The organism is Pseudomonas machongensis (genome assembly GCF_034961125.1).
Classification (GTDB): Bacteria; Pseudomonadota; Gammaproteobacteria; order Pseudomonadales; family Pseudomonadaceae; genus Aquipseudomonas; species Aquipseudomonas machongensis.
Genome location: NZ_JAYFUI010000180.1, coordinates 219,642 through 246,411, shown reverse-complemented (window position 1 = coordinate 246,411; position 26,770 = coordinate 219,642). Strand labels below are relative to the sequence as shown.

The window sequence follows — 26,770 nt, the reverse complement described above, 5'->3', positions numbered from 1 at the left end:
TTAGATGTCCAGCAGCAGACGGGACGGATCTTCCAGCAGGTTCTTGATGGTCACCAGGAAGGTTACCGCTTCCTTGCCGTCGATCAGGCGGTGGTCATAGGACAGCGCCAGGTACATCATCGGGCGAATGACCACTTGGCCATTGATCGCCATCGGACGCTGGATGATGTTGTGCATACCCAGGATCGCGGCCTGCGGCGGGTTGACGATCGGGGTCGACATCATCGAACCGAAGGTACCACCGTTGGTGATGGTGAAGGTACCGCCGGTCATCTCTTCGATCGACAGCTTGCCGTCACGGGCCTTCTTGCCGAAGGTGGCGATGCCGTTCTCGATCTCGGCCAGCGACATCGACTCGGCATTGCGCAGCACCGGTACCACCAGGCCACGGTCGCTGGAGACGGCAACGCCGACGTCCGCGTAGCCATGGTAGACGATGTCGTTGCCATCGATCGAAGCGTTGACTGCCGGGAAGCGCTTCAGCGCCTCGGTGGCGGCCTTGACGAAGAACGACATGAAGCCCAGGCGTACGCCGTTGTGGGTCTTCTCGAACAGGTCCTTGTACTTCGAACGCAGGGCCATGACTTCGGTCATGTCGACTTCGTTGAAGGTGGTCAGCATGGCCATGCTCGACTGGGCTTCGACCAGACGCTCGGCGATCTTGGCGCGCAGGCGGGTCATCGGCACGCGCTTCTCGGTGCGATCGCCAGCAGCGACGACAACCGGAGCAGCGGCAGCAGCAGACGGCTTGGCAGCAGGTGCGGCAGGGGCCGACTTCTTGTTGGCGACTGCAGCCACCACGTCTTCCTTGGTGATGCGACCGCCTTTACCGGTACCGGAAACGGTCGCCAGGTCGATGCCGTTCTCTTCGGCCAGCTTGCGCGCGGCAGGGGCGGCAACCGGGTCGTCTTCGCCAGCGTCGGCGCCAGCAGCGGCCGGAGCGGCAGCAGGAGCGGCGGCGGCAGCAGGAGCTGCAGCAGCAGTGCCACCTTCAACGATCGAACCCAGGACTTCGTCGGACAGGACGGTGTCGCCCTCGCCCTTGACGATGTCGCCCAGCACGCCATCGGCGGTGGCCAGGACTTCCAGGACGACCTTGTCGGTCTCGATGTCGACGATCAGCTCGTCACGCTTGACGGCTTCGCCCGGCTTCTTGTGCCAGGTGGCAACGGTGCCATCGGCAACCGATTCCGGGAAGGTTGGGGCTTTGATCTCGATAGCCATTATCAGTGTTTCCTTAAATTCGGTTTCAGGTGCGCGAAGGCATTAGACAGTGAACGCGTCTTGCAGCAGCTTTTCCTGCTGTTCGGCGTGCTTCGATGCGTAACCACAGGCTGGCGCGGCAGAAGCGTCGCGACCGGCGTACTCCAGGACCAGCGCCTTGTTGTGGCGGCCCAGGATACGGCGCATGTGATGCTGGCTGCTGTACCAGGCGCCCTGGTTCATCGGCTCTTCCTGACACCACACTGCATGCTTGAGGTTGGTGTAAGGCGCCAGGATCTCGACCAGGTCGTCCTCAGGGAACGGATACAGCTGCTCGATACGCACGATGGCGATGTCTTCGCGGCCTTCGGCACGGCGTTTTTCCAGCAGGTCGTAGTAGACCTTGCCGCTGCACAGCACCAGGCGCTCGACCTTGGCCGGATCGATGGCATCGATTTCCGGGATCACGGTCTGGAACGAGCCTTCTGCCAGATCTTCCAGCGTCGAGATGGCCAGCTTGTGGCGCAGCAGCGACTTTGGCGTCAGCACGATCAGCGGCTTGCGCAGCGGACGGATGACCTGACGACGCAGCAGGTGGTAGATCTGCGCCGGCGTGGTCGGTACGCACACCTGAATGTTGTGCTCGGCGCACAGCTGCAGGTAGCGCTCCAGACGCGCCGAGGAGTGCTCGGGGCCCTGGCCTTCGTAGCCGTGTGGCAGCAGCATGGTCAGGCCGCACAGACGACCCCACTTGTGCTCGCCGCTGGTGATGAACTGGTCGATCACCACCTGCGCACCGTTGGCGAAGTCACCGAACTGAGCTTCCCAGATCACCAGCGCGTTCGGCGTGGTGGTGGAGTAGCCGTATTCGAAGGCCAGTACAGCTTCTTCCGAGAGGTAGGAGTCGTACAGTTCGAACTTCGGCTGGCCCGGGAACAGGTTCTTCAGCGGAACGTAGGTGCTGGCGTCCTTCTGGTTGTGCAGCACCGCGTGACGGTGCGAGAAGGTGCCACGGCCGATGTCCTGGCCGGTCATGCGGATCGGGTGACCTTCGAACTGCAGAGTGGCGTAGGCCATGGTCTCTGCGTAACCCCAGTTGATCGGCAAGCCACCGGCCTGCATCTTCTGGCGATCTTCGTAGATCTTCGCGACCTGGCGCTGGACGACGAAACCTTCCGGCAGCTCGAGCAGCTTGGCCGACAGCTCCTGCAGGGTCTTGAGGTCGAAGCGCGTGTCGTGACGCGCGGTCCAGGCATGGCCCAGGTACGGACGCCAGTCGACGAACAGCTCGCGGTTAGGCTCCTTGACCAGGCTCTTGACCACGTGCAGGCCATTGTCCAGCGCGTTGCGGTACTCGTCGATCTTGGCCTGAGCGCGCTCGGCGTCGATACGACCGGCTTGAATCAGCGCGTCGGCGTACAACTCACGGGTGGTGCGCTGCTTGGTGATCTGCTGGTACATCAGCGGCTGGGTGCCGTTCGGCTCGTCGGCCTCGTTGTGGCCGCGACGACGGTAGCAGACCAGGTCGATCACCACGTCACGCTTGAACTGCATGCGGTAGTCGATGGCCAGTTGCGTCACGAACAGCACAGCTTCAGGATCGTCGCCGTTCACGTGCAGGATCGGCGCCTGGATCATCTTGGCCACGTCGGTGGCGTACTCGGTGGAGCGCGCGTCCAGCGGGTTGCTGATGGTGAAACCGACCTGGTTATTGATCACGATGTGCACGGTACCGCCGGTCTTGAAACCGCGGGTCTGCGACATCTGGAAGGTTTCCATGACCACGCCCTGGCCTGCGAAGGCCGCGTCGCCGTGGATCGAGATCGGCAGGACCTTGTCGCCGACAGTGTCGTTGCGGCGGTCCTGGCGGGCACGAACCGAACCCTCTACCACTGGCGAGACGATTTCCAGGTGGGACGGGTTGAACGCCATTGCCAGGTGGACTTCACCACCAGGGGTCATGACGTTGCTGGAGAAGCCCTGGTGATACTTCACGTCACCGGAGCCCAGCTCGTTCATCTTCTTGCCTTCGAACTCGTCGAACAGCTCGCGCGGGTTCTTGCCGAAGGTGTTGACGAGCACGTTCAGACGGCCACGGTGGGCCATGCCGATCACGACTTCCTTGGTGCCGTAGGAGCCGGAGCGCTGGATCATTTCGTCCAGCATCGGAATCAGGCTTTCGCCGCCTTCCAGACCGAAGCGCTTGGTACCCGGGTACTTGGTGCCCAGGTATTTCTCCAGGCCTTCACCCGCGGTAACGCGCTCGAGCAGGTGAGTCTGCACGTCAACGGAGAAATCAGGACGGCCACGAACGCTTTCGAGACGCTGCTGGAACCAGCTGCGTTGCTCGGAATCGACGATGTGGGTGAACTCGGCGCCAATGGTGCGACAATATGTCTTCTGCAGCGCCTCGAAGATTTCGCGTAGGCTCGCTTCCTCTTTGCCGATGAACAGGTCGCCGGCACGGAAGGTCGTATCAAGGTCGGCATTGGTCAAGCCGTAGTGATTGATCGACAGGTCTACAGGCGCAGGGCGCTGCCACAACCCCAACGGGTCGAGCTTGGCAGCCTGATGGCCGCGCATACGATAGGCCTGGATCAGTCGCAGCACTTCAACCTGCTTCTTCTCGTGTTCACTGCTCACGCTCCCGGCGGAAACCGGTTGGGCGCGGCGCTGGTTCTTTGCCAGCAGTACGAAATGGTCGCGGATCGTAGAGTGCGATACGTCGGTAGCGGTGCTGCCGTCGGCGGGCAACTTCTGGAAGTAGGTGCGCCACTCTTCTGGCACAGCGTTAGGGTCGTGCAGGTAGAGCTCGTAGAGCTCTTCCACATATGCAGCGTTACCACCTGAAAGGTGGGCGCTTTCCCACATGCGCTGCATCACGCTTTCTTGCATGCTTGGTCACCCTCGGTTAGGGGACGGATCGGCAAGAACCACGCAAACCTGGAAAAGTCCGAACACAGCGACTAACCACGCCACCTGGATCCTGCAGATTTTCCGGGTACCAGCCCGGAAGCCCCTGCTGGTCTCATATCTTCATAGGTAATGAGCGCGGGCTTTTTGGGCCCTTGCTCGGGTTTTACCTCGGCGCGGGCTCACCACCCGCGCTTCGGCTTACTGCTGGTGCAACATTTTTGAATCAGGTGCCGCTCTGCAGCAGCATGTTACGTACGTGGCCGATCGCCTTGGTCGGGTTCAGACCCTTCGGGCAGACGTTCACGCAGTTCATGATCCCGCGGCAGCGGAACACGCTGAACGGGTCATCCAGCGACGCCAGACGCTCTTGCGTCTTGGTGTCACGGCTGTCGGCCAGGAAACGATAGGCCTGCAGCAACGCGGCGGGGCCCAGGAACTTGTCCGGGTTCCACCAGAACGATGGGCAGGAGGTCGAGCAGCAAGCGCACAGGATGCACTCGTACAGACCGTCCAGCTTGTCGCGATCTTCCGGCGACTGCAGACGCTCGATGGCCGGAGCCGGAGTGTCGTTCTGCAGGAATGGCTTCACCTTCTCGTACTGCTTGTAGAAGATGCTCATATCGACGACCAGGTCACGAATGACCGGCAAGCCTGGCAGCGGACGCAGGACCAGCTTGTTGCCCTTGACCACACCCGACAGCGGGGTGATGCAGGCCAGGCCGTTCTTGCCGTTCATGTTCATGCCATCGGAACCGCAAACGCCTTCACGGCAGGAGCGACGGTACGAGAAGCCCTCGTCCTTCTCCTTGATCAGCGCCAGCACGTCCAGCACCATCAGGTCCTTGCCACCGGTATCGACGTCGAACGACTCCATCTTGGGCGCCGAGTCGGTGTCCGGGTTGTAACGATAAACTTCGACTTTCAACATAGCGGCCACCCTTAGTAAGTCCGGACTTTTGGTTCGAAGGCAGGAACTGTCTTCGGCGCAAAGTTGACGCCACGCTTGGCGACGCGCTTCTCACCCGGGTAGTACAGGGTGTGGCACAGCCAGTTCTCGTCGTCACGGTCTTCGAAGTCTTCACGGGCGTGCGCGCCGCGGGACTCTTTACGGGCTTCGGCTGCAATGGCGGTCGCTTCGGCAACTTCCAGCAGGTTCTGCAGCTCCAGCGCTTCGATACGCGCGGTGTTGAAGGCCTGGGACTTGTCGTTGATCTTGACGTTGGCAATGCGGTCACGCAGGCCGGCCAACTGCTCGATACCCTTCTGCATGTATTCGCCAGTACGGAATACACCGAAGTAGTTCTGCATGCAGCTCTGCAGCTCGCGCTTGAGGCTTGCGACATCTTCGCCAGTAGTGCGCTCGTTGAGCTTGTTCAGGCGGTTCAGGGCAACGTCGACATCGGTGTCGCTCGCGTCGCGGTACTCGACGCCGTCGCTCAGTGCCTTTTCCAGGTGCAGGCCGGCAGCGCGACCGAATACCACCAGGTCGAGCAGCGAGTTGCCGCCCAGGCGGTTGGCACCGTGAACCGATACGCACGCCACTTCACCCACAGCGAACAGGCCTGGGATGATCTGATCCTTGCCTTCGGCGTCCATGGTGATGGCCTGGCCATGAATGTTGGTGGCAACGCCGCCCATCATGTAGTGGCAGGTCGGCACGACCGGAACCGGCGCGACCACCGGGTCGACGTGGGCGAAGGTCTTGGACAGCTCGCAGATGCCTGGCAGGCGGCTGTGCAGCACTTCCTCGCCCAGGTGGTCCAGCTTCAGCAGTACGTGGTCCTTGTTCGGGCCCACGCCGTTGCCGGCGATGATTTCCTTGACCATGGAACGGGCGACCACGTCGCGGCCAGCCAGGTCCTTCGCGTTCGGCGCGTAACGCTCCATGAAGCGCTCGCCGTGGGCGTTGATCAGGTAGCCACCCTCACCGCGGCAACCTTCGGTGACCAGTACACCGGCGCCGGCGATACCGGTCGGGTGGAACTGCCACATCTCGATGTCCTGCACCGGCACGCCTGCACGCAGGGCCATGCCGATACCGTCGCCGGTGTTGATCAGGGCGTTGGTGGTGGAGGCGTAGATACGGCCCGCACCGCCGGTGGCCAGAACGGTGGCCTTGGACTTGATGTACATGGTTTCGCCGGTTTCGATGCAGATCGCGATCACACCGACGAAAGCGCCGTCCTGGTTCTTGACCAGGTCAACGGCGTAGTACTCGTTGAGGAAGGTGGTGCCCGCCTTCAGGTTGCCCTGATAGAGGGTGTGCAGCAGGGCGTGACCGGTACGGTCGGACGCGGCGCAAGTACGCGCAGCCTGGCCGCCCTTGCCGAAGTCCTTGGACTGGCCACCGAACGGACGCTGGTAGATACGGCCGGTTTCGGTACGCGAGAACGGCAGGCCCATGTGGTCCAGCTCGAAAACAGCAGCCGGGCCTTCCTGACACATGTATTCGATAGCGTCCTGGTCACCGATGTAGTCGGAACCCTTGACGGTATCGTACATGTGCCAGCGCCAGTCGTCGTTCGGGTCGGCCGAAGCGATGGCGCAGGTGATACCGCCCTGGGCGGATACAGTGTGCGAACGGGTCGGGAACACCTTGGTGACTACTGCGGTCTTGTGGCCGCCTTGAGCCAGCTGCAGTGCTGCGCGCATGCCCGCACCGCCGCCACCGATGATGATGGCGTCGAACGAAATGGTTGGAATGTTAGCCATGAATCAGATACCCCAGAGAATCTGCACACCCCAGACGAAGTAAGCGAACATCGCAACGCCGCATACCGCCTGGAACAGGAAACGAATCGCAGTCGCCGACTTGCCGAACGACATCGGCGTCAGGTAGTCGGTGGCAATGGTCCACATGCCGACCCAGGCGTGAGCGCCCAGGGCAACGAGTGCCAGCAGACTGAAGATCCGCATCGCGTTGTTGGAGAACAGAGCGTGCCACTGGGCATAGTCGATGCCCGGGTGGATCGCGAGGTAGCCGATCAGGAAAATGAAGTAAGCCGCGAGAACGACCGCCGAGACGCGCTGCGCCATCCAGTCATAGAGGCCCGAACGCGACAGGTTCGTGACATTAGTTACCATACCCAAACTCCCGCCAGAACGATCAGCACCACGGAGATGACGATCACGATTTTCGAGCCCAGCTTGCCGCCTTCCAGCGTCTCACCGACACCCATGTCCATGATCAGGTGGCGAACACCTGCGACGAGGTGATACAGCAGGCCGGACAGCAGGCCCCAGGTCACCAGTTTGGCCAGCGGACTGGTCAGACACGCCTTCACCTCGGCAAAGCCCTCCTCGGAACCCAGCGACTTGCCCAATGCGTACAGCATGATGGCAAGGCCGAGGAACAGGATGACGCCGGAAATACGGTGAAGAATGGACGTGTACGCGGTGATCGGGAGTTTGATGGTCCTTAGGTCTAGGTTTACAGGTCGTTGGCTTTTCACGGCTTTTTTTCACACTGAAGAGCCCCTAGCGAACAGGGCAAAGTTGTTGGTAAGTGTACTGGTCAGGTACCCACCACCGAAGAGAACACGACACCCAGCAGGGCGGGCTGGAAAGCCCCTGGGAGTCGGCTGCCGAGTATAGACAGTTAGGCTGCTTATGACAACGTAAGGGGCTAGCCCGAATAGCGCATTGCCTTTAGCGAACAAAAGGCGTAAACGGGCGGCAATTTCGTGAAAATCATGGGCTTGGAGGGTGTTTCAACCAGCCTTTAGGCAAATTGACATTCGAATTTATCCCTCTATAGTGGTGCGGGCCCTGCGTGGGGGGTCTGTCTGATGATTTCAAGCATTAATAGGAGGCCACATGGCTGACAAAAAAGCGCAGTTGGTCATCGAGGGCGCAGCCCCCGTAGAGCTGCCCATTTTAACCGGCACCGTTGGTCCCGATGTTATCGACGTCCGCGGGTTGGGGGCATCCGGTCACTTCACCTTCGACCCCGGTTTCATGGCGACCGCCTCGTGCGAGTCGAAGATCACCTACATCGACGGCGACAAGGGCGTGCTGCTGCACCGCGGCTACCCGATCGAACAGCTCGCCGAGCAATCGGACTACCTGGAAACCTGCTACCTGCTGCTCAACGGCGAACTGCCGAACGCAGAGCAGAAGGCCCAATTCGTCAGCACCGTGAAGAACCACACTATGGTCCACGAGCAGCTGAAGTCCTTCTTCAACGGTTTCCGCCGCGACGCCCACCCGATGGCCGTCATGTGCGGCGTGGTCGGCGCCCTCTCGGCGTTCTATCACGACTCGCTGGACATCAATAATCCGCAGCACCGCGAAATCTCCGCCGTGCGCCTGGTCGCGAAGATGCCGACGCTTGCAGCGATGGTGTACAAGTACTCCATGGGCCAACCCATGATGTACCCGCGCAACGACCTGTCGTATGCAGAGAACTTCTTGCACATGATGTTCAACACCCCGTGCGAGATCAAACCGATCAGCCCGGTGCTGGCCAAGGCGATGGACCGGATCTTCATCCTCCACGCCGACCACGAGCAGAACGCTTCCACCTCCACCGTGCGCCTGGCCGGGTCTTCGGGTGCCAACCCGTTCGCCTGTATCGCCGCCGGTATCGCCGCACTGTGGGGCCCTGCCCACGGCGGTGCGAACGAAGCGGTCCTGACCATGCTCGATGAAATCGGCGATGTCTCGAACATCGACAAGTTCATCGCCAAGGCCAAGGACAAGAACGATCCGTTCAAACTGATGGGCTTCGGTCACCGCGTCTACAAGAACCGCGACCCGCGCGCCACCGTGATGAAGCAGACCTGCGACGAAGTCCTGCGCGAGCTGGGCATCAAGGACGATCCGCAACTGGAACTGGCGATGCGCCTGGAAGAGATCGCCCTGACCGATCCGTACTTCATCGAGCGCTCGCTGTACCCGAACGTCGACTTCTACTCGGGGATCATCCTCAAGGCGATCGGCATTCCAACCAGCATGTTCACCGTAATCTTCGCCCTGGCACGTACCGTGGGCTGGATCTCGCACTGGAAGGAAATGCTCTCCGGCCCGTACAAGATTGGCCGTCCGCGCCAGCTGTACACCGGCGAGCCGCAGCGCGACATCACCGCACTGAAAGACCGCAAGTAAGCCTCCCAGGCTGAACGCAAAAAGGCTGCCCTCGGGCAGCCTTTTTCATTGGGCCATTCGACGAAAGAACCTCAGTTCTTCTCGGCCCGCTCACGCAAGCCTTTCAGCGTATTGAACGGCGCATCCACCACGAACTTGTTGGCCAACCACGAAGGCACGCTACCACCTGGCTCGGTGTGCACCTGATAAGTCACCTCGGTGCTGTCGCCCTTGGGCACCAGCTTCCAGAAGCCCTCGACCTGCGCCACGCGCACGAAGCCCTTCTCCTCCGGCAGGTACTTCGGATCACCCTCGAGCTTGCGGGTCAGGCTGCCGTCGGCTTCCTGCACCGTGGTCACGTGCAGGATCGAATCGCGCGGCGTCACCGGCCAGGGCGTGTTGAACTGGGTGTAGGTCCAGCTCTGGTCGCCCTCATGCTTGAGCAGCTTCTGCGACTTGCACTCATGCACCCAGGCGCAGGCGCCGGCTACATCCTCCTGCAGCGCCTTGACCTTGGCCAGCGGCGCCTTGATGACGGTCACCCCACGGTAGGCCTTGTACTTGGAACCCGACACCTCGCTGAGGGACACCTTGATGCCCTCCTCGTCCTTGGCCACCTGCCAGCTCTCGGCCCAGGCCGTCGGCGCCAGCAAGACACCCATGCCACACAGCAGTACAACGCGCTTGATCGATCTCATCATCTTGTTCCTTTTGTCGAAGATCCAAACGTCACGCCGCCGTCATCTGCTCCAGCCAGCCAATGATCCTGATCGCATCGTCGCGATCGCTGCCGCAGACATCCACCTCGGCCTTGAACCCGCCACAGACCTTTGGCCGTTCGGGCTTGCCGAACAAGGCGCAGAGATAGTCCACGGACAGGTGCAGGCAACGCTCGCCCGCCGGCTTGCCCTGAGGCATACCGGGGATCGGCGAACTGATGGACGGGGCAATGCAGCAGGCACCGCAGCCCTCACGGCATTTCATGACAACTGGACTCCCTGGAACTGGACGGGACGGACATCCCTGGATACTAACCGCTCAAACATATGTTTGAAATTACCGAACCGATGAAATCCGCGGTGACTCGGCAGTCAGTTGCGAAATTCGAAATCGATGGCGGCACCCTCGACATCACGGCGACTGTCGTTGCGCAACTGCAACTGCATTTCGTTGCTGATGAGCCGGCCGTTGAGCTGGAACGGGCTGTCATCGGACGCGGGCTTTTCGGGGAACATTGATGGCAGCAGGGGTTTGCGCGTCGACGAGGCATTGCCGACATCCGGCTTGAGGTTCTTCACCATCTCGGTCGGCAGGCTCAGATCGAGCTTGGGATTGGGCAGTGGCTTGCTCGCCGCCTTGCTGACCGGCTTGCTCTTTGGCTTTGGCTTTGGCTTAGGCTTGCTTGCCGGTTTACTGGCCGTCTTCACCGGAGTCTTGACCGCCGGTTTGGCGGTCTTGCCCTGGGAGACTTCGCTCTTGGTTTGCACCTGCGCAGCCTGCACCGACGCACCCGGCAACCAGGGCAGCGCAAGACACAGGATCAGGACAATAGGGCGAAACGCATTCATGGGCATCAAGAGCATGGCATCAAAATGCCTATGCTCCCTGTTCCCTGCCCTTATGACAAGCTACAAAATCGAGACAGCGGACTCTCGACACAATTGTTGGGCCAGCAGCCCCAAGGTCATCACCGCCCGCTCTGCCTCCTTGCTCCAGGGAATCCCGCAATTGAGGCGGATGCAGTGATTGAATTGCTCGGTGTTGCTGAAGATCAAGCCAGGCGCGATGCTGATGCCCTGCTCCAGGGCCCGCACATGCAACTCCTGGGTATTGACTCGCCCCGGCAGGCTGACCCAGAGAATGAACCCACCCGTGGGCCGGGTCATCTGCGTGCCGTCCGGGAAGTGCTGCTGCACCGCCAGCTGATAGGCACTGAGATTTTTGCGGTACTCCTGACGAATGAAGCGCAGGTGGCGGTCGTAGCCGCCATTCTCGAGATAGGCCGCCACACCCATCTGGGTGACACTGCAGGCCGAATGCGTGGTGAAGGTCTGCAGGCGCTGGATCTCGTCCTGGTAGCGCCCAGGAATCATCCAGCCGACCCGAACCCCTGGCGACAGCGTCTTGGAGAAGCTCGAACAGTAAATCACTCGATCCAGCCGGTCGAACGCCTTCAGCGCCTTGGTTCGCCCCTGCTCGAACATCAGCTCGCCATAGATATCGTCCTCGACGATCTGGATATCGAAGTCTGACGCCAGGCGCAGCAACTGTTTCTGCCGCTCTTCCGGAATGGTCCCACCCAGAGGGTTGCTCAGGCGCGCCGTCAGCACCAGGGCCTTGATCGACCACTGGTTGGCCGCCAGTTGCAGCGCCTCGAGGCTGATGCCGGTGGACGGGTCGCTGGGAATCTCGATCACCTTCAGGCCCAGCAAGTCCGCCAACTGCAGCAGCCCATAGTAGGTCGGCGACTCGGCGGCGATCAGGTCGCCAGGACGCGTCAACACGCGCAGCGCCATTTGCAGGGCATCGACACAGCCATGGGTGACAATCACCTCGCGCGGGTCGACCAGCACGCCAGCGTCACGCATGCGAATGGCGATCTGCCGGCGCAGCGGCTCGAACCCCGGGCTGAACATGTAGCTGAAGGCACGCGGGCTGTGGAACCGCGTCACCTTGGCGATCTGCTGGTGCAGGGCCCGAACCGGCAGGTAGTCCACATGGGGAACAGCAGCGCCAAACGGGAACACGCCATCGCGGCGCGCTTCAGTGAGCACTTGCTGGATGATACTGGCTCGGGTGACCAACCCAGGGCGCTCGACCCGGGCGATATCCGGCGTCTGCGCGGTCAGGGCGGGCGTCTGGTGGACATAGTAGCCAGACTGCGGGCGGGCACGGATCAGCCCCTGATCCTCGAGGTTGGCGTAGGCCTGCAGCACCGTGGCATGACTGACATTGAGCTGGGCGCTCATCTTGCGCACGGAGGGCACGCGCTCGCCTGGCTGGTAGACACCGCGACGGATGTCATCGGCCAGTTGCTGGGCAATGCGCTGGTACAACAGCAGGTTGGTCATGGTGATTCTCGAAGCGCGGACGGGTTCGTTGTTCTTGTACGACTCACAGTCGAGACAGAATACCGTAACAGTTGCAAAGTGTACTGGGACAGTTCCGAGAATAGTCGACATTACACTTGCTTGACAGCGACGAATAGACGAACCGTCAGCGCGGGTGCCAGGCCGCACCCGAACAGCACTCAGCGCGGCGGCGCGAGCTTGCCCTTCTCATCGGAGAACACGATCTCCACACGGCGGTTCTGCGCCCTGCCCCGCTCCGAGGCGTTGACCTCGACCGGGTACTGATCGCCATACCCCTCGACCTCGATGCGCTTTTCATCGATGCCCAGGTCGACCAGCATGTCCGCCACGGACTGCGCACGGTCACGGGACAGCTTCAGGTTGTCTTCGGACGCCCCGGTGCTGTCGGTGTAGCCCTCGATCCGCACCACGCGGCGCGGGTTGAGTTGCAGGAACTGCACCAGCTTGAGCACCGTGCGACTGGCGGAGTTCTTGAGCTCCGCCTCGCCGGTGTCGAACAGCACGTCCCCCAGCGTCATCACAAGGCCGCGATCAGCCTGCTCCGATGCCAGGGCGGCGATCTGCGATTCGACCCACTTGCCCTGCTGCTGCACGCTGGCCAGCTTCGCCTCACGCAGCGCCAGTTGCAGACGCTGGCGCTCCAGATCGAGCTTGGCCAGGCGCTCCTGGTTCAGTGCCAGATTGGCGTGCTCGCGGGCGATCTCGCTGTAGCGCTGGCTGAGATAGGCATAGTGACGTACATCGGTGCCGCTGCCGACATAGCTGGCCAGGCGCTCTGCACGCGCCAGCGACTCACCGGCACGGATCACATCGCGCGGTGCACTGCGCAGCACGTCGGAGTTGTCCTTGACCTTCTGGAACGCAGCCGTGGCATCGTCCAACGCCGACTCGCTGCGCTGGCTCGCGCAACCCTGCAGGCCGACGGCCAACGCCAGCACGACCAGGGCAGCGCCGGGCTTGAATGTACGGCTCATGGCTGCACCTCCAACTGCTTGCGCAGGCGCTTGATACGCGACTCGGTCACCTTCAACTGTTCTTCGCTTTTCTGGGTCAACACCTGAGCCTCGGCCAGGCGTGCATCCAGCTCGGCCTGCTCGGCGCGCATGCGCGCATCACGAAAGTCTTCGCTGACCATGTTGGTCTTGGCTCGGGCGAACTTGTCTTCGGCCAGCTTGAACGCCTCGACCTGCTCAGTCGCGCCGACAGCCTTGGCCTGCTCCAGCGCCTGCTCGGACAGGCGCATCTGCTCATGAGGAGCCGGATCGTTGGCACAACCGGCCAGGGCTGCAACAGCCAGGACCAGGATCAGTGGTTGGATTCTCACGCATTCTTCCTACTGTTTGGGGGCGTCCCCGGTCATCTGCATCTGCGCTTTCCAGCGCTCCACATTCCGCTGCAGCACCGCCTCGGAGGCGCCAGAGATCGGCAATTCTGTCAGCTTTTTCGCCAGTTGCCCACGCAGCCAGGCATCGTTACAGGCCGAATTGTGCGACACCGCCAGGTACAGCCCCGGACGATCCACCGGCAGGCCGCGCGCGACGAGGTCGTTGCTCATGCCCAGGCTCTGGGTCATGGCCATCCCCGAATAGCGTCCAGCCAATACGTAGTCGACCTGCCCCAGCACCAGCTTCTGGAAGGCATGGGTGAGATTCTGCGCAGGCACCAGCTTGAGCTGGGACTTGGCGAACGCCTCGAACGCCGGGGTCAGCCGGGCCTTCTCCGAAAGGCTGCCCTGATAGCGGGCCAGATCCGCCGGACCGTCGAAATCCAATGCCGAATCATGGCGAGTCCACACCAGGTATTCGTTGAGCTGCAAGGGGGGATGGATGTAGTCCAGCGCGGTCAACTGACCGACTTGCATCGGCGTGTCCAGCAACAGGTCCATCCGCCCGCTGCGCACCTCTTCCAGCGCCTGCTCGCGGCGCCCGGCATGCAGCACCTCGACCCTCACCCCCAACTCGCCCGCCACCTGGCGCAACAGGTCGACATTGGCACCGATCAGGTGCCGGGGGTCTTGCGGGTCCTGCCAGGAGTACGGCGGTGCATCCGGGCTGCCAGTGGCCACCAGCTTTTCACACTTGCCGGCGGCCATCGCCTGCGAGGATAACAAGGCCACCATGCAGGTCAGCAACCGACCCGTTCTGCCAAACGCCATTACCTTACTCCTTGCCAGCCATGCAAAAAAAAGCCCGACCCCTGTCACGAGGGTCGGGCTTCTTTATAAGTGAAGCGCTCGGATCAGACCAGCTTTTCCAGCTCCGGCACCGCCTCGAAGAGATCGGCAACCAGGCCGTAGTCGGCCACCTGGAAGATCGGTGCTTCTTCATCCTTGTTGATCGCGACGATCACCTTGGAGTCCTTCATGCCCGCCAGGTGCTGGATCGCGCCGGAGATACCGACGGCGATGTACAGCTGCGGTGCGACGATCTTGCCGGTCTGGCCGACCTGCATGTCGTTCGGCACGAAGCCTGCGTCGACCGCAGCGCGCGAAGCGCCGACAGCGGCGCCAAGCTTGTCGGCCAGGGCGTACAGGTGCTTGAAGTTGTCACCGTTGCCCATGCCACGGCCGCCGGAGACGACGATCTTGGCAGCGGTCAGCTCGGGACGGTCGGACTTGGCCAGCTCTTCGTTGACGAAGGCCGACTTGCCGGCGTCGTGGGCGGCAGCAACGGCTTCCACCGCAGCCGAACCACCTTCGGCGGCCACGGCGTCGAAGCCGGTGGTGCGCACGGTGATGACCTTGACCGCAGCGCTCGATTGCACGGTGGCAATGGCGTTACCGGCATAGATCGGACGCTTGAAGGTATCGGCGGATTCGACCGAGATGATCTCGGAGATCTGGTCGACGTCCAGCAGCGCGGCGACGCGCGGCAGGATGTTCTTGCCGTTGGTGGTGGCCGGAGCCAGCACGTGGCTGTAGCCCTTGGCCAGTTCGACGATGAGTGGCGCGACGTTTTCCGGCAGGGCGTGGGCATAGGCCGCATTGTCAGCGACCAGCACCTTGGCAACGCCAGCGATCTTGGCCGCAGCCTCGGCTACGCCGCCGACGTTCTGGCCTGCGACCAGCACGTGGACGTCGCCACCGATCTTCGCGGCAGCAGCGACAGTGTTCAGGGTGGCCGGGGCTACGGCACCGTTCTCGTGTTCAGCGACAACCAGGATAGTCATTTAGATTACCTTCGCTTCGTTCTTCAGCTTCTCGACCAGTTCGGCCACCGACTTGACCTTGATACCGGCGCTGCGTGCAGCAGGCGCTTCGACTTTGATGGTCTTGGTGGTGGAGGCGGTGGATACGCCCAGCGCATCTGGAGTCACAGTCTCCAGCGGCTTCTTCTTGGCCTTCATGATGTTCGGCAGCGACGCATAGCGCGGCTCGTTCAGACGCAGGTCGGTGGTGACGATCGCCGGCAGGTTCAGCGCGACGGTCTGCAGGCCGCCATCGATCTCACGGGTGACGTTCAGCTTGTCGCCAGCCACTTCGACCTTGGAGGCGAAGGTGCCCTGGGCGTAGCCGGTCAGCGCAGCCAGCATCTGGCCGGTCTGATTATTGTCACTGTCGATGGCCTGCTTGCCGAGGATGACCAGCTGCGGCTGCTCTTTATCGACGATGGCCTTCAGCGCCTTGGCCACGGCCAGGGAGTTCAGTTCCTCGCTGGTCTCGACCAGGATGGCACGATCGGCACCCAGTGCCAAAGCGGTCCGCAGTTGCTCCTGGGCGGCGGTCGGGCCGACGGCAACGGCGACGATCTCGGTCGCAACGCCCTTCTCTTTCAGGCGTACGGCTTCTTCCACGGCGATTTCGCAGAAGGGGTTCATGGACATCTTGACGTTTGCAAGGTCGACGCCGGAGTTGTCCGCCTTGACGCGAACCTTGACGTTGTAGTCGACCACTCGTTTGACAGCTACAAGAACCTTCATGGATTCCTCGTTACTCTCCGGTGAAAAGAATGTCGCCTGGGGCGTGCCCGGCGAATGCGCGTGGGTACAAGGACACCTCTGAAAACGTTCCGGGTCGAGCGAAATTTGCCATGACCGATCAGTCCTGTGCGGACTGGCGGGGCAAAACCCGCGGGTCATTTCCTGTCGTGGCGTGTAGACTCCACTACAAAAAGGGTTTCGGCCTGTATTACCTGCTCTACGCCTGGTTTTTAGAGGTGCACCTGCGCCCGACGGTCAGCCTACGGCGAGCGTAAAACCGCTCGTATCTTGACCGTAACACCCAATCCGGTCAATACGGCAAATTGGCCAGCCTCCAGCCGCCCTCCTGTGATTTTACTGGGCTGCGGCAAATTCAAACAAACGTTTGTATTGGACCCGCCAAGTGGTGTAGATATAATGCGCGGCCAAGACAAAACGGTGTAGTCCGCCACCGGCACGGCTACAGCTGCCCCGACCGTGAGCGGGCATCCGACACCCATAAGACAAGCAACGCGATGAGCCTTGAGTAGGAGAGAACCTGTGGAACGCGAATACATGGAATTCGACGTGGTCATCGTCGGCGCAGGCCCGGCGGGCCTGTCTGCCGCCTGCCGCCTGAAGCAGAAGGCCGCCGAAGCCGGTAACGAGATCAGCGTCTGCGTGGTCGAGAAAGGCTCCGAGGTCGGCGCCCACATCCTCTCCGGCGCGGTCTTCGAACCCCGCGCGCTGAACGAGCTGTTCCCCGACTGGAAAGAACTCGGCGCCCCGCTGAACACCGAGGTCAAGCGCGACGACATCTATGTGCTCAAGGACCAGGGCAGTTCGGTCAAGGTGCCGGACCTGTTCGTGCCCAAGACCATGCACAACCAGGGCAACTACATCATCTCGCTGGGTAACCTGTGCCGCTGGCTGGCCCAGCAGGCCGAGAACCTGGGCGTGGAAATCTACCCGGGCTTCGCCGCCCAGGAAGCGCTGTTCGACGAGAACGGCGTAGTCCGTGGCATCGTCACCGGCGACCTGGGTGTCGACCGCGAAGGTCAGCCCAAGGACGGCCTGTACACCCCCGGCATGGAGCTGCGCGCCAAGTACACCCTGTTCGCCGAAGGTTGCCGCGGCCACATCGGCAAGCAGCTGATCAAGCGCTTCGACCTGGACAGCGAAGCCGACGTGCAGCACTACGGCATCGGCATCAAGGAAATCTGGGAGATCGACCCGAGCAAGCACGAGCAAGGCCTGGTGGTGCACACCGCCGGCTGGCCACTGGATGTGATCAGCGCCGAGAACACCGGCGGCTCGTTCCTCTATCACCTGGAGAACAACCAGGTAGTAGTTGGCTTGATCGTCGATCTTTCCTACGCCAACCCCTACCTGTCGCCGTTCGACGAGTTCCAGCGCCTGAAGCACCACCCGGTGATCAGCCAGTACCTGGAAGGCGGCAAGCGCATCAGCTACGGCGCCCGTGCCATCTGCAAGGGCGGTCTGAACTCGCTGCCGAAGATGGTGTTCAACGGCGGCGCGCTGATCGGCTGCGACCTGGGCACCCTGAACTTCGCCAAGATCAAGGGCAGCCACACGGCGATGAAGTCCGGCATGCTGGCCGCCGATGCAGTGGCCGATGCCCTGTTCGCCGGCAGCGAAGGTGGCGACGCGCTCAACAGCTACGTCGAGGCGTTCAAGGCCAGCTGGCTGTATGAAGAGCTGTACGCCAGCCGCAACTTCGGCCCGGCCATGCACAAATTCGGGCCACTGTTCGGCGCTGCGTTCAACTATGTCGACCAGAACTGGTTCGGCGGCAAGATGCCGTTCACCCTGCACGACACCAAGCCGGACTACGCCTGCATGAAGCTGGCTGCCGACGCGAAAAAGATCGACTACCCCAAGCCCGACGGCAAGCTCAGCTTCGACAAACTCAGCTCGGTATTCCTCTCCAGCACCAACCATGAGGAAGAACAGCCCTGCCACCTGAAGCTGACCGATCCGAACGTGCCGATCGCCACCAACCTGCCGCTGTACGACGAGCCAGCCCAGCGTTACTGCCCGGCCGGGGTCTACGAAGTGGTCACCCAGGAAGACGGCAGCAAGCGCTTCCAGATCAACGCGCAGAACTGCGTGCACTGCAAGACCTGCGACATCAAGGATCCGTCGCAGAACATCACCTGGGTCACCCCCGAAGGTGCCGGCGGCCCTAACTACCCCAACATGTAAGGCCCGCGCCGCATGTAAAAAAGCCCCCTGGCAGCGATGCCAGGGGGCTTTTTCATCTGCTGCCGATACTCAGGACAGCACCACCGCGTCCTGCTCGAACAACGCCCAACCACCCTTGCCATCGACCTCCAGCCGGTGGCTGTGAAAGCCAGCCAGCGTGCTGCGGTGCCCGACACTCACCAGCAAGGTTTCCGGCATTTCGTTGCGCAGCAGCGAATACAAGGCATGTTCCAAACCTTCATCCATCGCCGAAGTGGACTCATCGAGAAACACCACGTGCGGCTGGTTGAACAATACTCGGGCGAACGCCAGGCGCTGCTGCTCGCCGATCGACAGGATGCGCGTCCAGTCGCGGCTTTCCTCCAGGCGCTCGGCCAGATGCGCCAGGTTAACTTGCCGCAATGCCTGTTGCATCCGTGCATCCTGCTCCTGACCGACCTGGGCCGGGTAGGCGATGGCGGTGCGCAGATCCCCCAACGGCAGGTAAGGCCGCTGCGACAGGAACAGCGCTTGCGCCCCCAAAGGCCTCGCGACCGCCCCTTCTGCATAAGGCCACAATCCCGCCAGGGCCCGAAGCAGCGTGGTCTTGCCGCTGCCCGAAGGCCCCTTGATCAGCAATGCCTGCCCGGCCTGCAGGTTCAGGCTCAGGTCGGCAATCAACCGATGGCCATCCGGGCGCAACACCTGCAGGCCAGTGATATCCAGGGCCCGTGGCAGCTCGCGGGTTGCCACGTGCGGCAGCTCGCTGGCCTGCTGGTTGGCATCGAGAAAACCGGTGAGACGATCGAGGGTCGCGCGGTAGCTGGCAAAGGTGTCGTAGGACTCACGGAAAAACGACAACGAATCCTGCACCTGCCCGAACGCCTGAGACGTCTGCATCACGTCACCCAGCTTGATCGCTCCGCTGAAGAAACGCGGCGCCTGCAGGATGAACGGGAACACCACCGCCACCTGGCTGACACCCAGGTTGAAACCGTTGAACTTCAGGCTCCGCCAGACCAGCGCCCAGACATTGCCGATCAAGGCGAAGAAGCGCCCGAGCAACGTGCCCCGCTCGACCTGCGCGCCCTGGTAGAAGGCAATGTTCTCGGCATTCTCGCGCAAGCGCATCAGTGCGTAGCGGAAGTTCGCCGTGAGCTTCTCGTTGAGGAAATTCAGGCGAATCAACGGCCGCCCAAGGCGGAAGGCGATCCAGGTGGCGATAAGCACATAGACGTACACCGCAAACACCATCGCCCGTGGCACCTCGACCCCAGCCACTGTCAACGGCGCCGACAGCCCCCAGAGAATGCCGGTAAAGGCAACCAGCGAGACCAACGCACTCACTGCCCCAAGGGCCAGCGACACCGAGCCGGTAACGAAGGCGTTGACGTCCAGTTCGATACGTTGGTCCGGGTTGTCCACCGGCTCTTCGAGGAATTGCCCGCGGTAGTAGGCATCGCCATGCATCCAGTCGGCGGTCAGGCGCTCGGTCAGCCAGACCCGCCAATGGATGTTGAACGACTGGGTGACGTAGTAGTTGAACAGAGAACGCAGCACATGAATGGTTGCCAGTACCGCGAACACCCCGAGCAGGTACCAGAACGCCGTCTGGTCCATGCCCTGCAGGGCGCTATAGAAACCGTTGTACCAGAATGAAAACAACACGTTCATGCGCACGGAGAACAGCGCCAGGAACAGCAGAAGGGCAAACACCAACAGCGGACGCCAACTGCGCCTGAAGCTGAAGTAATCGCCTGCCAGTTGCCAGAACTGCTGGCCCCAGCGAGTGAAGCGCACCGCCAGGAAAGCGGCGGCGGTGAAGCCGACAAGGGTGATCAATGAAGCGACTGCAAGCCAGCTCAGGCTCTCTTGCAGGGCCTGGTGCCAGTTCATTTCCATGGTGGGGTTTCCGTGGCGAGTATTTACCCGAGCCTAGCACCGGCTGGGGTTGGCGAAGATGACGGAGGTTTCATGTTGGGCATCGCCATGAACGCTATACCGGCGACAAGCCGATGATGGTCCGCCCGATGCATTTGTCGAAAACCGCTTCCAGAGGCGAATAATCGCAAACAACTGCCGCTATGTTCGCAGCCACCCACTCATCAGGATCGACCGACCACCAGTCGATTTCAAAACCCGCGTTCAAGATCACGTGTTCGTAAAGAATCCGCTGAGCTCGCCCATTTCCCTCGCGAAACGGATGGACCATGTTCAAATCGCCAAAGCTTTCTGCCACGGCATGGATCAGATCCGCACGCGAATAGCCCTCATACCAGCTTTGCTGTGCGAGGCTGCTAAATACTTTTGAAGCTTCGGCTTCAATGCGGCCCACATTGCAGAAACGCGTGTGGCCTTTGGAAATATCGAGCGTGCGAATTTCTCCAGCCCACGCATAGATATCCTGAAAAAGCGCGCGATGAAGCCTCTGGAGATAGGGAAGATCGTAAGGAGGGAGCTCGAATGGGAGCTGGCTGGCAGCGAGCTCGGAAAAGTCCCGCTCGGCCCTGGCAAGCGCTGAGTCATCACGAAGGTCAAGTAGATTGCACAGGACGACCGTACCGGGATAACAGTAGGCGTCCTGTCCGGCACCATACTTGTCCAAGGATCAATCCTGCTTGCGGTAGTGACGCAACAACTCTTCCTTGGACGGGAGCTTACGCTCCGCGGAGTCAGGCGTGACATCAAAACCCTCAAGCCGCAGACTGGCTGCGTAGTTCGAGCGGCGATTCTTTTCCCAAACTGCTTTTTTGGTTTCCAAGCTGATGCCTTTCACCGTTCAGCGCCTCTCACAGGGTGATGGAAGTTCGATTATAGCGAAAACGGCTAATGCCTGCGCGGCCTCGGCATGGGTCATGCCGAGGCCGATCACTACCCCAACGCCTCCCGCACCTTCGAATCGAGCCCCTCCCCCGCATGGGCCTCGATCCACTCGCTCAACTGACGACGCATCGCTGGGGTCCAGAAACTCTGCAGGTGCTGCCTCACCCCCTGCACCGCCAGCGCCCGGTCCGGCTCGCTGTCGAAATAGTGGGCGATCTGGTTGGCCATCTTGACCAGGTTGTCACTGCTCATCGGCGCACCTCGGCTTTCTCCTGGCCTTCGGCCTGACGCCGCTCCTTGAGCAGACGCTGTTGTTCGTCACTGAAATGCTGATAGCGCTTCTGCCATTCCGAGGGCTGGAAGACTCGCACCACCTCAACCGCCGTGACCTTGTACTCGGGGCAGTTGGTGGCCCAGTCGGAGTTGTCGGTGGTGATCACGTTGGCGCCAGACTCGGGGAAGTGGAAGGTGGTGTACACCACACCCGGCGCCACCCGCGCGCTGACCCGCGCACGCAGTACACTCTGCCCGGAGCGGCTGCCCACACCGACCCAGTCGCCGTCACTGATGCCACGGCTTTCGGCATCGCTGGCGTGGATCTCCAGGCGGTCTTCGTCATGCCAGGCAACGTTGTGCGTGCGGCGGGTCTGGGCGCCGACGTTGTATTGGCTGAGGATGCGGCCGGTGGTCAGCAACAACGGATAACGGGCATTGACCTTCTCGTCGGTGGGCACATAACCGGTGAGCATGAATCGCCCCTTGCCGCGCACGAACTGGTCGATGTGCATGGTCGGGGTGCCGTCGGGCGCGGCTTCGTTGCACGGCCATTGCAAGCTGCCATGGCGGTCGATCTCCGCGTAGCTGACGCGGTGGAAGCTCGGCGTCAGGCGGGCGATCTCGTCCATGATCTCGGACGGATGCCGGTAGTCCATGCGATAGCCCAGGGCATTGGCCAGGGCCACGGTCGCCTCCCAGTCGGCCTTGCCGGCCAGCGGCTCCATCACCTTGCGCACCCGCGAGATGCGGCGTTCGGCGTTGGTGAAGGTGCCGTCCTTCTCCAGGAACGAACTGCCCGGCAGGAACACATGGGCGAACTTGGCAGTTTCGTTGAGGAAGATGTCCTGCACCACCACGCATTCCATGGCCATCAGTGCCGCGGTGACGTGCTGGGTGTTCGGGTCACTCTGGGCGATATCCTCGCCCTGGCAGTACAGCGCCTTGAAGCTGCCATCGAGCGCGGCCTCGAACATGTTGGGAATGCGCAGCCCAGGGTCGGGCTGCAAGGTCACGCCCCAGGCCTGCTCGAACTCGCTGCGCACGGTCTCGTTGGAGATGTGCCGGTAGCCTGGCAATTCATGGGGGAAGGAGCCCATGTCGCACGAGCCCTGGACGTTGTTCTGACCACGCAACGGATTGACGCCCACGCCCTCGCGACCGATGTTGCCGGTTGCCATGGCCAGGTTGGAGATACCCATCACCGCGGTGCTGCCCTGACTGTGCTCGGTGACGCCCAGGCCATAGTAGATCGCCGCATTGCCAGCGCCCGCATACAACCGTGCTGCCTCGCGGATCTGCTCGGCAGGCACGCCGCAGAGCGGCCCAAGCGCCTCGGGTGAATTCTCGACCAGGCTGACGAACTCACGCCAACGCGTGAACTCGGCACTCTCGCAGCGCGCGTCGATGAAGGCCTGGTCGAGCAGCCCTTCATCGACGATCACATGGGCCAAGGCATTGAGCATGGCGACGTTGGTGCCCGGACGCAGTTGCAGGTGCAGCTCGGCGCGGGCGTGGGGCGAGTCGACCAGGTCGATGCGGCGCGGGTCGATGACGATCAGCCGCGCGCCCTGGCGCAGGCGGCGCTTGAGCTGCGAGCCGAACACCGGGTGAGCGTCGGTCGGGTTGGCGCCGATCACCAGGATCACGTCGGCCTGCATGACCGAGTCGAAGCTCTGGGTACCGGCCGATTCGCCCAGGGTCTGCTTCAGGCCATAACCGGTCGGCGAATGGCAGACCCGCGCGCAGGTGTCGACGTTGTTGTTGCCGAAGGCGGCACGCACCAGCTTCTGCACCAGATAGGCTTCTTCGTTGGTGCAACGGCTGGAGGTGATACCGCCGATCGAGTCGCGTCCGTACTTGAGCTGGATGCGCCGGAACTCACTGGCGGCATAGGCCAGCGCCTCATCCCAACTGACTTCCTGCCATGGGTCTTCCAGGCGCTTGCGGATCATCGGCGTGGTGATGCGATCCGGGTGGGTGGCGTAGCCCCAGGCGAAGCGCCCCTTGACGCAGGCGTGACCGTGGTTGGCGCCGCCGTTCTTGTCCGGGACCATGCGCACCAGTTGATCGCCCTTCATCTCGGCGCGGAACGAGCAGCCCACCCCGCAATAGGCGCAGGTGGTGATCACCGCACGCTCCGGCTGGCCGAGCTGGACCAAACTCTTCTCAGTCAGGGTCGCTGTCGGGCAGGCCTGCACGCAGGCGCCGCACGACACGCACTCGGAGGCGAGGAAATTCTCGCCACCGGCCGCTGCCACCCGCGACTCGAAGCCTCGGCCACTGATGGTCAGGGCGAAGGTGCCCTGAATGTCTTCGCAGGCACGCACACAGCGGCTGCAGACGATGCACTTGCTGGGCTCGTAGTCGAAGTAGGGGTTGGAGACGTCCTTGGCCTCGTCAAGATGGTTGGCGCCGTCATAGCCATAGCGCACCTCGCGCAGGCCCACCTGGCCGGCGACCGTTTGCAACTCGCAGTTGCCATTGGCAGAGCAGGTCAGGCAGTCCAACGGGTGATCGGAGATGTACAGCTCCATGACATTGCGCCGCAGGTCGGCCAGGCGCGGCGTCTGGGTGCGCACCACCATGCCTTCGCTGACCGGCGTGGTGCATGAAGCCGGATAACCACGCATACCGTCGATCTCGACCATGCACATGCGGCACGAGCCGAAGGCTTCGAGGCTGTCGGTGGCGCACAGCTTGGGGATGCTGGTGCCCAGCAGCGCGGCGGCGCGCATCACCGAGGTGCCGGCGGGGACGCTGATCGCACGGCCGTCGATGTTCACGCTGACCTGCAACTCACTGTCGCGGACAGGCGTGCCCAGGTCGATATCGCTGTTGGCGGGGTCGAAATAATGGATCATTGTGCGGCCTCCGAGCTGGCCAGACCGAAATCGGCGGGGACGTGCTTGAGGGCGCTGGCCACCGGGTAAGCGGTCATCCCGCCCATGGCGCACAGCGAGCCGTACTGCATCGTGTCGCACAGATCGCGCAGCAGGTGCGCCTGGTCTTCGCGCGCAGCAGGGTCGCTGCTGGCGATCAGGCGATCCACCACCTCCATGCCGCGGGTCGACCCGATGCGGCAGGGCGTGCACTTGCCGCAGGATTCCTCGGCGCAGAACTGCAGGGCGAAACGCGCCATGCCGGCCATGTTCAGCGTGTCGTCGGCGACCACCACACCGCCATGGCCGATCATGGCGCCGATGGCAGCGAAGGCCTCGTAGTCCAGCGGCGTATCGAACTGCGACGGCGGCACCCAGGCACCCAGCGGGCCACCGACCTGCGCAGCTTTCAGCGGACGACCACTGGCGGTACCACCGCCATACCCTTCGACCAGCTCACGCAGGGTCAGGCCAAAGGCACGCTCGACCAGCCCGCCCTGGCGCACGTTGCCCGCCAGTTGGAACGGCAAGGTGCCCAGCGAACGGCCCATGCCAAAGTCGCGATAGAACGCTGCACCTTTCGCCAGGATGATCGGGACGGAAGCCAAGGTCAGGACGTTATGCACCAGCGTCGGCTGGCCGAACAGCCCCTCGAGCGCCGGCAGCGGCGGCTTGGCGCGCACGATGCCGCGCTTGCCTTCGATCGACTCCAGCAGCGCCGTTTCCTCGCCGCAAATATAAGCACCAGCCCCCACACGCACTTCGAGCTCGAAGGCCACGCCGCTCCCGGTGACGTCCAGAGAACCGGCCTCGCGCGCCAGCATGACGGCCTCGTTGAGCACTCGAATGGCGTCCGGGTATTCGGAGCGCACATAGATATAGCCTTTGCTAGCGCCAACCGCGAGGCCGGCGATGATCATGCCTTCGATCAGCAGGAACGGATCGCCTTCCATCAGCATGCGGTCGGCAAAGGTGCCGGAGTCGCCTTCGTCGGCGTTGCAGACGATGTACTTCTGCCCGGCCGGTGCCTGGCGCACGGTGCGCCACTTGATACCCGCCGGAAACGCAGCCCCGCCTCGGCCACGCAGGCCGGAATCGAGCACCGCGGCAACCACTGCATCGCCATCCAGCAATGCAGCCTTGCGCAATCCCTCGAAGCCGCCATGGGCCTGATAGTCGTCCAGCGACAACGGCCGGGTAATGCCGGCACGGGCGAATAGCAGGCGCTGCTGGGTCTTCAGGTAAGGGATCTGCTCGACAGGGCCCAATGCCAGTGGATGCTCGCCCCCCTTGTCCAGGGCCTCCAACAGGCCCGGCACATCTTCCGGCATGACCGGCCCGAAGCCCAGGCGCCCTTCGGCGCTTTCCAGCTCCAGCAATGGCTCGAGCCAATACAGGCCACGCGAGCTGGTGCGCTGGATCTGCAGCGGCAGTTGCCGCTGTGCGGCCTCACGTTCGAACGCCTCGGCCACCTGGTCGGCGCCCACTGCGCGAGCCAGCGAATCGCAGGAAATACACAGTTTGATCATGCGCCCGCCTCCACCCTGCAGCTCTTCACCAAAGCCTGCAGACGCTCGGGCGTGAGCCGCGCATGCACCTGGCCGTCCAGCTCCAGCGCTGGCGAGCAGGCGCAAGCGCCGAGGCAGTACACCGGGCGCAAACTCAACGCACCGTCGGCACTGGTGCCATGGTCATCCAGCCCGAGTTGTTCGCGCAGTTGCGCGGCCAGGGCTTCGGCGCCGCGGCTCTGGCACGATTCGGCGCGGCACAGGCGCAGGGTGTGGCGTGCCGGGGGCGAAGTACGGAAATCGTGGTAGAAGCTGATCACCCCACGTACCTCGGCGAGGCTGAGGTTCAGCGCATGGGCAATCTCAGGGACTGCTTCATCGGGTACATGGCCCAGGCCTTGCTGGATGGCGTGGAGGATCGGCAACAGCGCGCCGGGTACCTCCTTGTGGTTGTCCAGCACGCGCTGGATCAAGGGCAGGTCAAGCGTCTCTTCAGGCATACAGCGGACCTCGGCAACCCGGAGCCGCCCGAGGGTGCGGGCAGGTGTCCGGCGGTGTTCTGCTGCGGCGTTCCGAGCCTGTCACGGTCACAGGGTCACGGTCGCCCTCCTCGTCCAAGCCGGTGCGTCTGTGCGCACTCGGTCGTCGGACATCCTGATAAGAATGGCACCGTTGGCCGAAAACGGTAGCGCGCAAGCGACAGGGCGCATCCTGAAACCGACGCGTGCGAGATTGCACATAAGCTCACCTCCACAAGCGCAGTGCCAATCCGGGAAAGATAGTTAGGAGTAATTTCACAACATTTCACTTAGTTAATAGCTTGCCGCTAACAATGGCTATTTACCAAACAACACTTCACTTGACAGGCAACTAAATTCACAACTTC

Annotated in this window: 24 protein-coding genes; 2 read left to right on the top strand and 22 right to left on the bottom strand. The window is 62.3% G+C overall.

Translation table 11 applies throughout. From position 1 onward, the window contains the following. The 6 genes from odhB to sdhC all read right to left on the bottom strand — a co-directional run bounded on the left by odhB (position 1) and on the right by sdhC (position 7,571). Complete coding sequence (odhB, locus tag VA602_RS17060; RefSeq protein WP_323453771.1) at positions 1-1,224, bottom strand: 2-oxoglutarate dehydrogenase complex dihydrolipoyllysine-residue succinyltransferase; 1,224 nt, start codon at positions 1,222-1,224, stop codon at positions 1-3. 42 nt (positions 1,225-1,266) lie between these two features. Next, a complete protein-coding gene (locus VA602_RS17055; protein WP_063545586.1) occupies positions 1,267-4,098 on the bottom strand; it encodes a 2-oxoglutarate dehydrogenase E1 component in 2,832 nt (943 codons plus the stop codon). Between the two features lie 244 nt (positions 4,099-4,342). Then, on the bottom strand, positions 4,343-5,047 hold the full coding sequence (locus VA602_RS17050; protein WP_012315348.1) for a succinate dehydrogenase iron-sulfur subunit: 705 nt from the start codon (positions 5,045-5,047) through the stop codon (positions 4,343-4,345). A gap of 11 nt (positions 5,048-5,058) precedes the next feature. After that, positions 5,059-6,831 (bottom strand): succinate dehydrogenase flavoprotein subunit, encoded by a 1,773-nt coding sequence (sdhA, locus tag VA602_RS17045; protein ID WP_054894254.1) that lies wholly within the window; start codon positions 6,829-6,831, stop codon positions 5,059-5,061. Between the two features lie 3 nt (positions 6,832-6,834). Next, positions 6,835-7,203 (bottom strand): succinate dehydrogenase, hydrophobic membrane anchor protein, encoded by a 369-nt coding sequence (gene sdhD / locus VA602_RS17040; protein ID WP_054894255.1) that lies wholly within the window; start codon positions 7,201-7,203, stop codon positions 6,835-6,837. After that, positions 7,197-7,571, bottom strand: coding sequence for a succinate dehydrogenase, cytochrome b556 subunit (gene sdhC / locus VA602_RS17035; protein WP_043211450.1), 375 nt, complete (start codon positions 7,569-7,571; stop codon positions 7,197-7,199). Before sdhC ends, sdhD begins: the two co-directional genes overlap by 7 nt. Before the next feature lie 364 nt (positions 7,572-7,935). On the opposite strand from sdhC, the gene gltA reads away from it, so the two are divergent. Further along, positions 7,936-9,225, top strand: coding sequence for a citrate synthase (gltA, locus tag VA602_RS17030; RefSeq protein WP_054894257.1), 1,290 nt, complete (start codon positions 7,936-7,938; stop codon positions 9,223-9,225). Positions 9,226-9,296: 71 nt separating this feature from the next. On the opposite strand, the gene VA602_RS17025 is transcribed toward gltA, so the two are convergent. The 9 genes from VA602_RS17025 to VA602_RS16985 form a co-directional block, all read right to left on the bottom strand. Continuing rightward, positions 9,297-9,902: an START domain-containing protein gene (locus VA602_RS17025; RefSeq protein ID WP_153774980.1), complete on the bottom strand. Its 606-nt coding sequence runs from the start codon at positions 9,900-9,902 to the stop codon at positions 9,297-9,299. 31 nt (positions 9,903-9,933) lie between these two features. Then, positions 9,934-10,188 (bottom strand): YkgJ family cysteine cluster protein, encoded by a 255-nt coding sequence (locus VA602_RS17020; RefSeq protein WP_054894259.1) that lies wholly within the window; start codon positions 10,186-10,188, stop codon positions 9,934-9,936. Between the two features lie 107 nt (positions 10,189-10,295). After that, complete coding sequence (locus tag VA602_RS17015) at positions 10,296-10,772, bottom strand: hypothetical protein (protein ID WP_323453770.1); 477 nt, start codon at positions 10,770-10,772, stop codon at positions 10,296-10,298. A gap of 60 nt (positions 10,773-10,832) precedes the next feature. After that, positions 10,833-12,275 carry an aminotransferase-like domain-containing protein gene (locus VA602_RS17010; RefSeq protein ID WP_054894261.1) on the bottom strand — a complete coding sequence of 481 codons (1,443 nt, stop codon included), beginning with the start codon at positions 12,273-12,275 and terminating at the stop codon, positions 10,833-10,835. Positions 12,276-12,454: 179 nt separating this feature from the next. Beyond that, on the bottom strand, positions 12,455-13,270 hold the full coding sequence (locus VA602_RS17005; protein WP_054894262.1) for an OmpA family protein: 816 nt from the start codon (positions 13,268-13,270) through the stop codon (positions 12,455-12,457). Beyond that, a complete protein-coding gene (locus tag VA602_RS17000) occupies positions 13,267-13,620 on the bottom strand; it encodes a DUF4398 domain-containing protein (RefSeq protein ID WP_054894263.1) in 354 nt (117 codons plus the stop codon). The genes VA602_RS17005 and VA602_RS17000 overlap by 4 nt, the downstream gene beginning before the upstream one ends. A 9-nt stretch (positions 13,621-13,629) precedes the next feature. Beyond that, positions 13,630-14,451, bottom strand: coding sequence for a substrate-binding periplasmic protein (locus VA602_RS16995; RefSeq protein WP_323453769.1), 822 nt, complete (start codon positions 14,449-14,451; stop codon positions 13,630-13,632). An 83-nt stretch (positions 14,452-14,534) separates the two neighbouring features. Next, entirely contained in the window at positions 14,535-15,464 is a 930-nt protein-coding gene (locus VA602_RS16990) for an electron transfer flavoprotein subunit alpha/FixB family protein (RefSeq protein WP_323453768.1), read from the bottom strand. After that, positions 15,465-16,214 carry an electron transfer flavoprotein subunit beta/FixA family protein gene (locus tag VA602_RS16985; protein WP_063545593.1) on the bottom strand — a complete coding sequence of 250 codons (750 nt, stop codon included), beginning with the start codon at positions 16,212-16,214 and terminating at the stop codon, positions 15,465-15,467. Positions 16,215-16,754: 540 nt separating this feature from the next. On the opposite strand from VA602_RS16985, the gene VA602_RS16980 reads away from it, so the two are divergent. Continuing rightward, complete coding sequence (locus tag VA602_RS16980; RefSeq protein ID WP_323453767.1) at positions 16,755-18,419, top strand: electron transfer flavoprotein-ubiquinone oxidoreductase; 1,665 nt, start codon at positions 16,755-16,757, stop codon at positions 18,417-18,419. Between the two features lie 69 nt (positions 18,420-18,488). Here VA602_RS16980 and VA602_RS16975 read toward each other — a convergent pair whose 3' ends face one another. The 7 genes from VA602_RS16975 to VA602_RS16945 all read right to left on the bottom strand — a co-directional run bounded on the left by VA602_RS16975 (position 18,489) and on the right by VA602_RS16945 (position 26,384). Beyond that, positions 18,489-20,300: an ABC transporter ATP-binding protein/permease gene (locus VA602_RS16975; RefSeq protein ID WP_323453766.1), complete on the bottom strand. Its 1,812-nt coding sequence runs from the start codon at positions 20,298-20,300 to the stop codon at positions 18,489-18,491. Between the two features lie 94 nt (positions 20,301-20,394). Beyond that, entirely contained in the window at positions 20,395-21,003 is a 609-nt protein-coding gene (locus VA602_RS16970; protein WP_323453765.1) for a Fic/DOC family protein, read from the bottom strand. A gap of 3 nt (positions 21,004-21,006) precedes the next feature. Then, a complete protein-coding gene (locus VA602_RS16965; protein ID WP_323453764.1) occupies positions 21,007-21,174 on the bottom strand; it encodes a YhfG family protein in 168 nt (55 codons plus the stop codon). A 95-nt stretch (positions 21,175-21,269) separates the two neighbouring features. Beyond that, positions 21,270-21,473, bottom strand: a complete 204-nt coding sequence (locus tag VA602_RS16960; protein WP_125929374.1) for a formate dehydrogenase subunit delta — start codon at positions 21,471-21,473, stop codon at positions 21,270-21,272. Continuing rightward, entirely contained in the window at positions 21,470-24,358 is a 2,889-nt protein-coding gene (fdhF, locus tag VA602_RS16955) for a formate dehydrogenase subunit alpha (RefSeq protein WP_323453763.1), read from the bottom strand. The genes VA602_RS16960 and fdhF overlap by 4 nt, the downstream gene beginning before the upstream one ends. After that, positions 24,355-25,905, bottom strand: coding sequence for a formate dehydrogenase beta subunit (locus VA602_RS16950; RefSeq protein ID WP_323453762.1), 1,551 nt, complete (start codon positions 25,903-25,905; stop codon positions 24,355-24,357). Before VA602_RS16950 ends, fdhF begins: the two co-directional genes overlap by 4 nt. Then, entirely contained in the window at positions 25,902-26,384 is a 483-nt protein-coding gene (locus VA602_RS16945; RefSeq protein WP_323453761.1) for a formate dehydrogenase subunit gamma, read from the bottom strand. Before VA602_RS16945 ends, VA602_RS16950 begins: the two co-directional genes overlap by 4 nt. Between the last annotated feature and the right edge of the window lie 386 nt (positions 26,385-26,770).